This is a genomic window from Embleya sp. NPDC059213 (genome assembly GCF_042754445.1).
GTDB lineage: Bacteria > Actinomycetota > Actinomycetes > Streptomycetales > Streptomycetaceae > Embleya.
This window is the reverse complement of record NZ_JBHZAV010000008.1, coordinates 32551-46054: the sequence shown is the minus strand read 5'-3', so window position 1 is coordinate 46054 and position 13504 is coordinate 32551. Positions and strand designations below refer to the sequence as shown.

Annotated in this window: 6 protein-coding genes, 1 tRNA gene and 2 pseudogenes; 6 read left to right on the top strand and 3 right to left on the bottom strand. The window is 68.8% G+C overall.

Going from position 1 to position 13504, the window contains the following annotated elements; all coding sequences use genetic code 11:
* Positions 1 to 77 precede the first annotated feature (77 nt).
* The 6 genes and pseudogenes from ACFXMF_RS05300 to ACFXMF_RS05275 all read left to right on the top strand — a co-directional run bounded on the left by ACFXMF_RS05300 (position 78) and on the right by ACFXMF_RS05275 (position 9828).
* Positions 78 to 1487 (top strand): alpha/beta fold hydrolase, encoded by a 1410-nt coding sequence (locus ACFXMF_RS05300; protein WP_379989971.1) that lies wholly within the window; start codon positions 78 to 80, stop codon positions 1485 to 1487.
* Positions 1484 to 6559 (top strand): hypothetical protein, encoded by a 5076-nt coding sequence (locus tag ACFXMF_RS05295; RefSeq protein WP_380020535.1) that lies wholly within the window; start codon positions 1484 to 1486, stop codon positions 6557 to 6559. The genes ACFXMF_RS05300 and ACFXMF_RS05295 overlap by 4 nt, the downstream gene beginning before the upstream one ends.
* Positions 6560 to 7371: 812 nt before the next feature.
* Positions 7372 to 8673, top strand: coding sequence for a phosphatase PAP2 family protein (locus tag ACFXMF_RS05290; protein WP_360310454.1), 1302 nt, complete (start codon positions 7372 to 7374; stop codon positions 8671 to 8673).
* 246 nt (positions 8674 to 8919) lie between these two features.
* Positions 8920 to 9039: pseudogene (locus tag ACFXMF_RS05285) on the top strand (hypothetical protein); the annotation flags it as partial.
* A gap of 124 nt (positions 9040 to 9163) precedes the next feature.
* Positions 9164 to 9337, top strand: a pseudogene (locus ACFXMF_RS05280) (ArsR family transcriptional regulator); the annotation flags it as partial.
* 203 nt (positions 9338 to 9540) lie between these two features.
* Positions 9541 to 9828 carry a hypothetical protein gene (locus ACFXMF_RS05275; protein ID WP_379989974.1) on the top strand — a complete coding sequence of 96 codons (288 nt, stop codon included), beginning with the start codon at positions 9541 to 9543 and terminating at the stop codon, positions 9826 to 9828.
* 39 nt (positions 9829 to 9867) lie between these two features.
* On the opposite strand, the gene ACFXMF_RS05270 is transcribed toward ACFXMF_RS05275, so the two are convergent.
* From ACFXMF_RS05270 to ACFXMF_RS05260, 3 genes are all read right to left on the bottom strand, one after another.
* Positions 9868 to 11109, bottom strand: a complete 1242-nt coding sequence (locus ACFXMF_RS05270; RefSeq protein WP_379989973.1) for an MFS transporter — start codon at positions 11107 to 11109, stop codon at positions 9868 to 9870.
* Positions 11110 to 11586: 477 nt separating this feature from the next.
* Positions 11587 to 11660 (bottom strand) — tRNA-Val (locus tag ACFXMF_RS05265).
* Between the two features lie 64 nt (positions 11661 to 11724).
* On the bottom strand, positions 11725 to 13365 hold the full coding sequence (locus ACFXMF_RS05260; protein WP_360310505.1) for a glycoside hydrolase family 31 protein: 1641 nt from the start codon (positions 13363 to 13365) through the stop codon (positions 11725 to 11727).
* Positions 13366 to 13504 lie beyond the last annotated feature (139 nt).

Here is a 13504-nt window from a genome sequence, read left to right as displayed (position 1 = left end):
CTACGGTGTGGCCAGCAATGAACCGGTTCCGGGCGATCCGGCGGTTTGTCGTGTGGCTGTAGCGAAGGGGGACGGGCATGGGTCGTCGGCAGTTGGTGTACGTGTTGCCGGGCATCGGGGGGAGTGTTCTGGAGGAACCGCCGTCCGGCAAGCGGCCGGGTCGGCGGGTGTGGGACGCGGGATTGGGGGACATCGCGGCGTCGTTCCTGCGTCCCGGCCGGCTCGATCCCGACATCGCGCTGCGACCGGTCGGGTTGATCACGTCGAAGCGATTGCTCGGCTGGACGCCGGTCCACGGCTATGAGCGGCTGATCAAGGAGGTGGGTGCGGGCGCTGTCGTGGACTGCGGACACCCCGATACCCGCGACCTCGCCGCCGATGTCGTGTTGTTCCCCTACGACTTCCGGCTGAGCGTCGTCGAAGCCGCACACCGCCTGGCCGCCGACGTCCACGACCGGCTCAAGGATTGCAGCGAGAAGGAACGGGCGGGACGCGTCGTGGTGGTGGCGCACTCGATGGGTGGGCTGGTGGCCCGCTACTGGCTCGGTCCGTTGGAGGGCCGGCGGGTGTGCCGGTCCCTGGTCACCCTCGGTACACCCCATCGCGGTGCGCCCACGGCTCTCCGCTGGATGGTCAACGGCATCCCGCTCCGGCCCGGCATCGGCGGCCCGAAAGGAGCCCTCACCCGATGGCCGTCGATCGCCGAACTCCTCCCCCAGTACCCGGCGGTGTGGGATGACTCGGCTCAAATATCCCTGTACCCGAAGGACTTGCCGATCGAATGGTTGCGCTCGCGGGCCGAGACCGGCGCACGGACGCACGCAGACATCAAGAAGGCGTGGGACGTGTTGCCACGCACGACGGAAATGGTGCCCCGGGTCGGGTGGAGCCACGCCACCGACGGGGTCGCCCACTGGGACGGAAAGGCCCTGCGGATCACGGGCGAGCAGCCGACCTGGCTGGACCTGGCCGGCCGCGAGGACGAACTCGGCGACGGCACCGTCCCCGCGTGCTCGGCGGTGCCGCAGGAAATGAGCGGCCACAACACGATCGCGATGCGCGTCGCCGAGAAGCACGGACCGATGTCCGCCGCCGCGTGGGTCGCACCGATGCTCGTGCCCTACGCGGAAAGGCGCCCGCTGGACGCTGTCCGAGGCGACCGCCACAAGACGACGCTGGGCCTGGACATCGACGACGTCCACGCCGAACGCAGCCCGCTGTCGGTCCAGGTCGCCATTCGCGGCGAGGACGCGCCTGCCGGTCCCCCGGCCGATGTGGAGGTATGGGCGACCCTGCGGCCCGCCGATGCCCCGCCGGGCACGCCGGAAATCGAGGTGTGCTTGACGGCGGACTCGACCGCGGGTGCGTACGTGGGCGAATTCGCCGGGCAGCCGGTGGGGGTGTATGAGATCACTGTGGATGCCGAAGCCGTCCCGGGTGCCGGCGACCTGACCGCCCGCGACCTGGTCGCGGTGGTCGCCCCGTGAGCGATTGGCCCACCTGGAGCCTCACCGGCGACGACGCCGCACTGGCCCGATACGTCGTACCCGACGAGGTCGCGGGCCTGGTCCACGAACTGCCTCCCAAAGCGCTCCTGAACAGCCCCATCGCCCACCTTCGGGCGGTCTACGAGGCGTTGGCCGCACACGGCATCCTCTACGACCACGAAGAACCCACCACCGACTCCGGCCGCCAGGTGATCCGCGAACCCGGCGAAGTCCTGTGGAGCCCCGGTCGCGGCACCTGCCTCGACCTCGCCCTGGTCATGGCGGGGGCCTGCCTCAAGGCCGGCCTGCACCCGATCGTCGTGCTCGTCGACTCCACGAGCGGCGGCGCGTCCCACGCGCTGCTCGGCGTGTGGGTCCGCGACGCCCCCCACCCCGTGGAGCCCTCGGGCGTGTGGCACAACCCGCCCTCCGCGTGGGGCGGGCTCACCCGTCCCTCGCCCTCGGGCCGCCGGCCCCCGCTCGTGCTCGTGGACCCGGTCGGGATCGCCCGGGGCCTGCCCACCGCCGCCACCCGCGGCCTGAACGCCGACTTCGACGAGGCGGCGCGCTCCGCCACCCACTACACGCCCTTCCCCGACGAAGCCGGCACCGCGTCCTGGGCATGGCGCGTCGGCGTTGACGTCAAGCGCCTATGGCGCGCCCAGAGCGTCCACCCCACCACCAGCCGCCCGGCCGGGGACCCGCTGCGCGAGCCGTACATCAGCCTGGACACGGTCCCCGAAGCCGCCCGCACGCCGATGCAACTCCTGCGCGCGGACTACGGCATCGTGCCCTTCGAGGCCCGGGACGAACTCACCGTGCTCGCGGACTGGTGCCACACCGTCGCCGCCGGCCGCCGCACCGGCATCGCGGTCGTGCACGGCCCCGGCGGCGCCGGCAAAACCCGCCTCGCCCTCGAACTCGCCCAGCGCATGCGCACCCGCCACGACTGGTACACCGGCTACCTCAAGAGCGACGAACCCCTCGACTGGCTCGGCGCCGTCGTCACCCCCACCCTGATCGTCGTCGACTACGCCGACGCCGCCTCCGACCGCACCCGCGAACTCCTGCGCATCCTCGGCCTACGACGCGGCGCCCCTGCGGCCGTCGTGATGACCGCCCGCTCCGTCGAAGGCGACTGGCTCGACGACCTCCGCGCCTCCTGGACCCGCAGGGGACAACTCTGCGACGAACTCCGCCTCCGCCTGCCCTCCGAACACCCCGCCCGCAGCAGGCTGTTCCGCAGCGCCATGGACGCCTACGCCGCGCCGCGGGATCCGGGCACAACGCCGCAGGACACGACACTCGACGCACTGGTACCCGACCGGTGGTCCACCCTCGACTACGTGCTACTCGGCCTGCTCGCCGCCCGCCGCGAGGGCCCACTGCCCGCCACACGCGGCGACCTGTACGACGAGGTACTCGACCACGAACGCCGCTACTGGGCCCAGACCCACCAGGACCTCACCGGCACCCGCAAAGCCCCCACCGCCGTCCTGGCCCGGGCGGCGGCCTGCCTGACCCTGCGCGCACCCACCACCGACGCCCAGGCCCACGCGGCGCTCCGCGCGGTCGAGGAACTGTCGGACGACGGCCGATGGCGGGAGGAGGTACGCACCACCCTGACCACCTGCCTACGCCCCGGCGTCGGCGAACCCCTGGTGGTACGCCCCGACCCGATCGGCGACCACCTCACCATCCAGCGGCTCGCGGACGACCCCGCCCTTCTCGAACGTGTCCTGAACGGCCTCGAACCCGACCCACTGCATCAGACCCTCCTCCACTTCAACCGCGCCGCAGCCGCAGACCCCGAAACCGCCAACTCCCGTCTCCTCACCTGGATCGATGCAGGCGCAAACCGATGGGAGGCGGTCCTGCCGGTCGCCTCCGCACAGGGCGGCGCCGCCCTCGCCACCTTGGAACTCGCGGTCCGCCGACCCAGGACACCAACCTGGCTCGACGAACTCGCCCGTGCCCTGCCGGAGGCTCACACCGGCCTGGTCCACCTCGCGCACGATGTCGAGGTACGCCGCCTGACGGACTTACGAAACGACAATGCGACGCCAACGGAAGCACTCGCCGCGCAACTGACACGCCTCAGCCCGCGACAAGCGGACATCGGTGAGCACAATGCGGCGCTGCTCTCCGCCACCGAAGGCGTGGACCACTACCGCGCACTGGCCCAGGCGAACCCGGCAACCTTCCTCCCCGGCCTGGCCGGAGCCCTCAACGGCCTCTCGAACCGCCAGTCGGAGACCGGGAACCGGAAGGCCGCGCTCAGCTCGGGTGCCGAGGCCGTCAACCACTACCGAGTACTCGCCCGGGCCGATGCCGCAACCTTCCTCTCCGGCCTCGCCGCCGCCCTCAACAACCTCTCGACCTGCCGGGGCGCAACCGGGGACCGAAACGGGGCGCTCACCGCAAGCACCGAAGCCGTCGACCACTACCGCACACTCGCCAACGCCGACCCCGCAGCCTTCCTCCCCGACCTCGCCGCGTCCCTCAACAACCTCTCGAACCGGCAATCCGAGAGCGGGAAACGGGACGCGGCACTCATCTCGATCGTCGAAGCCGTCCAGCTCCGACGCACACTCGCACAGACGAACGCTGCGGCATTCCTCCCCGACCTCGCCATGTCCCTCAACAATCTCTCGAACCACCTGCGCGTAACCGGTGATCGAATCGCGGCACTTGCCTCGGCCACCGAGGCCGTCGACCACTTCCGGGCACTCGCCCAGGCCGATGCCGCAACCTTCCTCCCCTCCCTCGCCGCCTCCCTCAACACTCTCTCGAGCCGCCAACGCGCAACCGGGGACCGGCACGCGGCACTTGCCTCGGTCACCGAGGGCGTCGACCACTACCGCACACTCGCCCAGGACGACCCCGCAGCCTTCCTCCCCGACCTCGCCGCGTCCCTCGACAACCTCGCGAACTGCCAGTCGGAGACCGGGAACCCGAACGCGGCACTGACCTCGATCACCGAGGCCGTCGGCCACTACCGGGAACTCGCCCAGGACGGCCCCGCAGCATTCCTCCCCGACCTCGCCTCCTCCCTCAACACCCTCTCGGTCCAGCAGTCGCGAACGGGGAACCGAGAGGCGGCCCGCACCTCAAGCACGGAAGCCGTCGACCACTACCGCACACTCGCCAAAGCCGACCCCACAGCCTTCCTCCCCCGCCTCGCCACGTCCCTCACCAACCTCTCGAACCACCAGTCGGCGACCGGGAACCGGGACGCGGCACTCGTCTCGAGCACCGAAGCCGTCCGACTGCAACGCCCGCTCGCGCAGGCGGACCCCGCCACCTTCCTCTCCGACCTCGCCGCCTCCCTCAACACCCTCTCGACCTGCCAAATCAAGACCGGGGACCGGCACGCGGCACTCACCTCCAGCACCGAAGCCGTCGACCACTACCGCACGCTCACCGACGCCAACCCGGAGACCTTCCTCCCCCACCTGGCCACATCCCTCACCAACCTCTCGAACTGCCGGTTCAAGACCGGGAACGGTCACGCGGCACTCACCTCAAGCACAGAAGCGGTCCACCACTACCGCACACTCGCTCAAGACGACCCCGCGACCTTCCGCCCCCGCCTCGCCATGTGCCTCAACAACCTCTCGGTCCAGCAGTCCCAAACCGGAAACCAAAAAGCAGCCCTCACCTTGATCACCGAGGTTGTCGACCACTACCGCGCACTCGTCCAGGACGACCTCGCGACCTTCCTCCCCCACCTCGCCACGTCCCTCAACAACCTCTCGGTCCAGCAGTCCCAAACCGGAAACCAAAAAGCAGCCCTCATCTCGATCACCGAAGCCGTCGACCTCCACCGCACACTCGCCCAAGACGACCCCACAACCTTCCTCCCCGACCTCGCCATGTCCCTCACAAACCTCGCGAACTGCCAGTCCGAGAATGGAAGCCCGGACGCGGCGCTCACCTCGATCACCGAGGCCGTCGACCTCCACCGCGCACTCGCCCAGGACGACCCCGCAGCCTTCCTCCCCGACCTCGCCATGTCCCTCGAGAACTTTTCGCTCCTGCAGACGGATGCCGGCCTGACGAAAGCAACCTGGCTGGGCGTCTTGGACGACCTGAGGCCAACCCCGATCGCCATGGCCGAACTGCGCACCCGCTACGCCCGATATCTGATGGACAGCGACAGATCTTCCGAGGCAACAGATCAACTGGTCCAAGCAGCGGCTGAAACCTATGAAGGATCGTCACATCGCCTGGGACTGACACGACGGGCGATCCGCGATGTGGTGCTGCTCGGCAAAAGCCGGGACGAGCGGCTACCGGCCTGGGCGGTATTCCATCCGGACGACGAATGCGCCGCCCTCCTGGAGGCATGGGCCGAGATCGAGACCTGGGCCGGCGTCGAGGCGTTCGTCACGCAAAACTCCACCTGGCTTCGGACGGCGGCCGGCAGAACCGACCTCGACGCGGCGCAGTCCCTGTACCCGGGACACGCCGCGCTCGGCCGCCTGGCCGAGACATTCGACGCCATCGCACGACTCGGTGTCGCCACGTTCCTGGCCGAAGGTCGCGACGACAACGAACGCCGAGCGGTCGTGAAGGCCTGGCTCGACACGCCGACTTGGGACGACTCGATCCGCTTCCTCGCCGAGCATGCCGACGAGCTGCACACCCCGGCGGTCCGGCAACTCCTCACCGCAGCCGGCGACACCGTCGACTCACGCCGACACCGGGCCATCCTCGACCTCAGCGAACACATGGCCGCGGCAGACGTACTCGCCCTGCTCACCGACCCGTCCGTCGCGGCCAACCATGCCCTGGACGCCATCGAACACGCCGACGTGCCCTGGATGACAGCCGTGCTCGCGGCCTGCCCACCCGTCCTGGAGAACCACGACGCCAACGCCGCAGTCCTCACCGCCGTCCTGGCCCTCGCCGACGGCTCCCCCGACGAGGCCCGCGCCTGCGCGATGTACGCCGCCGAACACGCCGACGACCTCCAACGCCGAGCCCACGCAATCCGCCTACGCGCCCTCCACCACGGCCGCCCCGACCTCGAAGCCGCAGCAGAACTCGTCGACATCATCAACCCCTGACATCGGCCCACCCGACCGCGCGCCACAGCCATCGCAGCCGGCAACCACCAGGTCCCGAACGGGGCACAACCGTCGATTTCCGACGCCCCGCTGCCCTCGCACCCCAAAAGCCCCACCCGCCACAAAACGCACCCCGCCCGTCCCGGCCGGCCCAGAGCAGCTCTACGCCTTCACACGGTGATGTGGCGGCAGCCGGATAGTGCAGGCACTGCACTATTTCGGCCCCAATCCGGCCCCGGCCGGAATCAAAACGGGCATCCATCTGGTTGGATGGATGCCCGAACCAGATAAACACCCAGGTCAACCAGGGTGGGCACAGACAGACTCGAACTGTCGACCCCTGCTTTGCAAGTGCCGATGGGGTGGTGACGGGAGGTACCACAGAGGGATGCTGTACCCCGGGCCTCACGTAGTCCGTCGAACTGCGACAAATCACCACAGGATCAACTCATGGCGACTTCGGGGCCAACCAGGTTCCCACCCCTCTCAGGCTCGATGTCGCCCTGGCCCCGGTGCGCGAGGCGTGACATCGTTCCAGCGCCGCCATCCACCCCACCGCCGGTGGTTCGGGGACTGAGCGGCACCACCCGTCACCGCGTGATCGGCGAAGCGCAACAACGTGATGAACAGCCAGGGGCCTGCAACCGACGTGCGCCGAACGCCCCCGAGAACCTGGGCAAGCCGCGCCCGCGATAATGGAGCACGGCTGCAGTGCACTGGTGGATTTCGATATGTTACTAAACTCTAATAAATTGGCCAAGTAATTGACATTCATAATATCGCGAATATTTTCGCGAATAAGTCGCAGAACCATGGTCGCCGTGCGGCGCCGGCCGCAGGCGATTCGGTGCGGCGCCGTCGGAGTGGCGGTCCTCGGATTTCTCATCACCATGGAGATTTTCGCACGTCGCTACGGTCTACCGGGGCCGATCACCAGCCAGGGGCGCGAGCTGATATTTGCTCCCCGTTCGGGACAGCTGCTGTATGCCGGTTTGACGTTGATGATGGTGGTGCTCACCTGGCGGCAACGGTTTATTGCGGTGGGTGCGGCAATCGGCATCGACATCGCCTTCTGGCTGGTGCGGTGGGTGGTCGACGCCAGAATGAACTACGGCAACGGCGCGTTGTGGGTGATTTTTGGCTGTGCGGTCTTTGCTCTCACGCGCCGCACCGGCGGGGAACGCGTCCTGATGCTGAAGGGCGCCGGACTGGGACTGCTGCTGGTGGCAGGCCACAAAACCGGCGCCACCTGGCTGCTCATCACGTCGGAGACCCGCCCGGCTGTGCTCGACCAGTACGTGGCGACTGCCGATCACGCGTTGAGTGACCCGTCGTGGCTGGCCGGCCGGATGGTCGCGGCCACCGACCCGATCAGCTCCCATGTCCTCGGCACCGTCTATGGTCAGCTTCCCCTGGCAGCGGCCATCGTTGCGCTGTACCAACTGCGACACGTAGTGGTCGAGCGCCGCTTCCCGGGCCATCACCTGGTGCGCACCTTCCTGGCCATCGGCCTGCTCGGGCCGAGCATCTACATGATCTTCCCGGTGGTCGGACCGGTCTTCGCCTACGGCCCCGACGGCGGGCCCTGGGCAGTGACCGACCTGTGGCCGAACACGCCGCCGTCGATCAGTACGCCAGTCTCGATGCAGTTCGACGAAATCACCCCTCGCAACTGCATGCCCAGCCTGCACACAGCGTGGGCTACCATAATTTTCGTTCACTCTCGCAAGGGCTCGCGGTTTATCCGATTCGCAGGAACGTTCTGGCTGATTGCCACGCTCGCGGCCACGCTGGGATTCGGCTACCACTACGGCGTGGACCTCGTGGCCGGTGTGGTCTTTGCGCTCACAATCGAGACTGGAATGCGCTCGCTGAACCGCGGCTGGGACTGGCAAGGAATTTGCCTGGTCATCTACGGCGCGACGGTTTTCACAATGCTCTTGGTATCGTACCGCTATCTGCCGATGGAGATGGCACGCTATCCGTGGGCATTTGGACCACTGCTTATTCTGGCGATGGCCTCGGTTATCTACGCCTATGTGCGGACCACCAATGTGTGGGACCCGAAGGCCGCGCCGGCGGAGCAGCTGGAACCGCAACTCCAACCGGCGTGATCGCCGTGCGCCCGGTCACGTCACCACCGACCGTGTGCAGCGGTTGTTTCACGGCCACGGAACGTGACCCTGTCGGGACTTGGTGTTCCCGGTGCGCGAGCATGATCGGCAGGCATACTCGGGGCCGTTTCGTAGATCGATGCGGCTGCCGAGGTGTCCGTTTCGCTCCGTCCCCGTTCGGGTGGGCAAGTCCCGTCTTCGACCGCGCAGATCGCACGGACGAGCAACCCGGCCGGCACCACGGCGATGCGGGTCAGCGACCGACTGGACGGACTGTGGTGCGACGAGAACTTCGCGCGCCGGTATCCGCGCGCCGGGCGTCCCGGGCTCTCACCCGCCCGACTGGCCACCGTCTGCGTGCTGCAGTTCCTGCTCGGCCTGTCGGACCGGCAGGCGGCGGAGGCGGTCCGGTGCACCTGGCTTTGCCGTTCCCGCCGGGCTTCTGCGGCCTGGACATCGAGGAACGAGGACCGCCCCGGCTGGACCCGAACTCGCCCGGCGGCTGCGCGTCAGCAACGCCACCGCTTCCGCCCACACGGCCGCGCTGCGCGGCGCGGGCCTGATCACCACGGTCCGCGCCGGACGCGCGGTCCTCCACCAGCGCACCGCCCTGGGAAGCCTGCTGGTCCGGCAACACAACGGAACGCGGAGCGCAAACGGCTGACCGTCATCGCCCGGGTCGGGGGCGAAGCTCCCGACCCGCTCACCGAGTTCGAAGCCGCCGACGGTGTCCGCGTCCCCGGATCCGTCTGGATCGTCCGCCTCGCCCGCGCACGAACGAACCCGTTCGATAACGCAACTCGTCGTCCCGGGCATGAGCGGCGGAGAATGGGCGGGCACGGCTTTCACACCCCGGCTTCCGGGGATGTGACCGCCGACCGGCAGGTGGGCGAGCCTTTCACCGACCACAGCGACCGTGTCCGACTGGTGGCCACCACGGTGATCGACGGACGTCCCCACGCGATCACCGACGGACACCGAGGAAGGAGTTACCCCACCCTGCGCGGCACCATGCGGGTCTGGGATCCGACCACCTTCCGACAGGCCGGACGAGAACTCTTGTTCCCGATGCCCGTCCACTCGGTAACCGCTGCTCCCAATGACCGGCTCGTCGTCGGCTTCGGCAGCGAAGCCGCCGCGCTCAGCCGCCGCTGACCGGCGGAACCACATCGTGAGTGGAGCCCACTTCCTCGGTCATGCACCCGGCGCGGTTTCGAGAGCGTCGGCGAGTGTGGCGTCCCGGAATCGGGAGAACGCCAGGGCGAGGACTGACAGGGCAAGTCCGGCGATGGCGATCCAGAGGGCGGTGCGGTATCCGGCGGTGTCGGCCAGGAGTCCACCGAGAGGCGCGCCGATGGCGATCACTCCCCAGTTGAGGGAGCGAATCGTGGCATTCATCCGCCCCTGCAGGCGGTCGGGGGTCACGGACTGGCGGTAGCCCATCTCGGTGGGGCCCTCGGTTCCCAGGCCCAGCCAGAGGACGAACTGGGCCGCCGAGACCGCCCACAGCGCACCGGGCCCGGCGGTGGTCAGCGGCACCACCATCCAGGCCAGGGGGGCCAGGGCGCGTGACGCGACCATCGTCGGGCCGACGTCGAACCGGCGGCCCGCCCACGTGGAGAACGTGGTGCCCAGGACCGCGCCTACGCCGGCACAGGCGTAGGTGATGCCCAGACCCAGCGCACCGATGTCCAACTCGCGCAGAACATAGAGCACATAGACGGTGCTGAGCATGCCCGTGAACAGGAACCGGCCGTGGGAAGTCAGGGCCATCGGGCCGAGTGTTCGATGCCGGTAGACCCAGGACAGGCCCTCGCGCAGTTCGGCCCGCAGGTCTCTGCGCTCCGCCCGCCGGACCGGCTCGGGGTCCGTGATCGAGGCGAGCAGCAGACCGGAGGCGAGGTAGGAGGCGGCGTCGACGAGCATCGCCACCGGCGCGCCGACCGCCTTGACCAGGATTCCGCCGAGCAGCGGCCCGGTGGTCTGGGCCACGGAATCGGACTGCTGCAGCCGCGCGTTGGCGGACGCGAGGAGTTCGCGCGGCACCAATCGGGGGAGATAGGACTGATTGGCGGCCTCGAACACGAGCGACAGCGTGCCGAACGCGAACACGAACACGACCAGCGCGGTCATTGTCAGCCGGTCGGCGAGGTAGAGGAGAGGAATCATGCCGAGCAGAGCCGCTCGGCCCAGGTCCGTGCCGACGAGGATGGGTTTGCGTCGGTACCGGTCGACGAGCACTCCGGCAACCAGACCGAACAGCAGGTACGGCAACCAACGCGCCGCGCTCAGCACGCCGAGTTCGAAGGCGGTGGCATGCAGCGTCACGGCCGCGAGGATCTGCAGCGCGAGGATGGTCACGTACGTGCCGAAGCACGACACAGTAGAGGCGGTCCACAACCGGAGATAGCCAGGAAGATCCACCAGCCGGGACATGGGAGAACGTTAACGACGGTGGCGGCGACGGGGAAGGGCGGGTCCCGCACGCGCACGACGACCAAACGAGGCATACGGCTCGATCGCGGATCTCGAGATCGGGCCCGAGGTGGCGGTCACGCCAACCTTGATCCTGCCGATGCGTCGCCACCTCGCCCGAGGCGACCGAGGAGTTCGTAGCGCCCGTCGACGATGCGGCGTGTGTCTGGCAGGGCCGTCCCCCTGTCAGTCCGTGTGCCGGCTTTTGATTCGATGGTCTACCAGCGGTCGAGGGCGAGACCTCTTGCAAGCCGTGCGGCAGGCGGCTCCCGATCACATCTTTGGACTGGGGCGCGCTACAGCCACACAGAAGCCCGCAGCAAGAAATCGCGGGCACTGCATTATTTCGGCCCCAATACGGCCCCAGCAGGAAACAAAACGGACACCCATACGTTTTGATGGGCGTCCGCATTGAGCAAAACCGCAGGTCAACCAGGGTGGGCACAGACAGACTCGAACTGTCGACCCCTGCTTTGTAAGAGCAGTGCTCTAACCAACTGAGCTATGCGCCCGGATGCGAGAGGACAGCCTACCGAATCCGTGGGGGTGGTTCGTGCCGTTGGGGCGTGGGGCCGGTCACCTCTGCGTGAGGTCGGGGGTGGTGGGCATGCGGCGGAACCAGGGGAGGCGGGTCAATGGGGTGTCGACGGTGATCTCGGTGGGGCCGTGGTGGGTGGTGCCGTCGTCGGCCTGCCAGGTGCCCGGGGGGATGGTGACCTTGCGGGAGTGGGCGCCCTTGGTGGTCACGGGGGCGACCAGGATCGTGTCGCCGAGCAGGAACTGGTCGGTGACGGCGGCGTAGCCCCGGCCCGGGAAGGCGTAGTCGAGGGGGCGCTGGATCGGCTCGCCGGTGTGTGCCGCGGCGCGGGCCAGGGTCAGGATCTCCGGGCCCAGCTCGGTGTGCAGGCGGGCGGCGGCCCGGCACGCGTCGAGGTGCTCCGCGTCCAGCACCCGCCACGGTGCCGCGGAGAATTGCATCATCGGGAAGAGCGCGGCGGTCTGCGCGTATCGGACGAACAGCTCGGGGTCGAAGCCTTCGCCGTCCGGGCCCGGGACGAAGCGGAACTCGCCGCCGCCGATCATGTCCGGGCAGGTGAACGCGTGGCCCGTGATCGACTGGGCGAGGGCGTTCGGGACCAGGCTCTCCAGCCCGAATCGTCCTTCCCACAGGTGGTACTTGTCCTGTTGGCGCTGGGCCAGCGGCAACCCGGCCGCCCGCCACGAATCGCGGAACTCGTTCAGCGGCCACTGCGCGCCGAATCGGTTCCACGCGTGCGTGTACGCCTCCGGGTCGGCCACACCGAGCGCCCGCCAGAACGGCGCGTCGCCCCCGTCGAACTTGAACCCGTCGATGCCGACCGACTCCTGAAGCTCCGTCAACTGCGCCCGCAGCCAGCCGGTCGCGTTCGGATCGAGCAGGTCCAACCCCGCGCTGTAGCCGTTCCACCACGCGTGCACGCCGAAGTACCCGTCCGGGCGGCGGATCAACAGCCCCTGATCGTTGAGTTGCCGGCAGGTCGGCGAGTCCGGGGTCACGTACGGCACCAGCCACAACATCACCCGGAAGCCGAGTTCGTGCAGCCGCGCGACCATGCCGGCCGGGTCCGGGAAGCGTCCCGGGTGGAAGGTCCAGGTCCCGTAGTCCTCGCTCCACCGGTCGTCGATCATCAGCACGCCGGGCGGAAATCCGTGCCGCAGCAGGTCTTCCGCGTAGGCGAGCACCTTGTCCTGGGTGGGCTCGAAGACCGTCTCGATCCACAGGTTGTACTGCGGCGCGGTAAACAACAACGGGTCCGGCAGCCCACCGGTGGCCGGGTAGTGACGCTGCATCACCTCCAGGTACGCGTCCCGCAACGTGCCCCCTGCGGCCACACCCGTATCGACGACCACATCCGCGTCCGCAGCCCCGAAGCCCTCACCGGCCTCCGCGGCCCCCGACCTCCCGGGGACCTCGATCACCGGCCGTCCCTCCCGGATCCGAAACGTGAACGGCCGTGTGCAGTGCACCCATCGGCCGTGGTCGGAAAGCAGCACCGGCATGCCCTGATTGGCCTTCACATCCCGCAGGTCGATCTCGTACCCGTCGGTGAACGGCATCCGGCGACCGTCGGCGCTCGCTCCGCCCCACCAGCGTTCGCCGACGCGCGGCTCCAGCGCGAGCACGCCGTCCTCGATCGACCCACGATTCGCCATGACGCTCTGCTCTCCCACGTTCACGATTCCCTCCGCGCGCCCACCAACCGGTGGCGGTGGGCCCCCCGTTCGGCCCACCCCCCCCCCCCCACCCCCCCGCCGGGGTAAAAAAAAAACCCGCCCGGGGCCCCCCCCCCCCCCCCCGGGGGCGTTTAAACAACAG

Coding starts and splice junctions, on each gene's coding strand:
- ACFXMF_RS05290 (WP_360310454.1), top strand. CDS start 7,372: ATGGTCGCCGTGCGGCGCCGGCCGCAGGCGATTCGGTGCGGCGCCGTC.
- ACFXMF_RS05270 (WP_379989973.1), bottom strand. CDS start 11,109: ATGTCCCGGCTGGTGGATCTTCCTGGCTATCTCCGGTTGTGGACCGCC.
- ACFXMF_RS05300 (WP_379989971.1), top strand. CDS start 78: ATGGGTCGTCGGCAGTTGGTGTACGTGTTGCCGGGCATCGGGGGGAGT.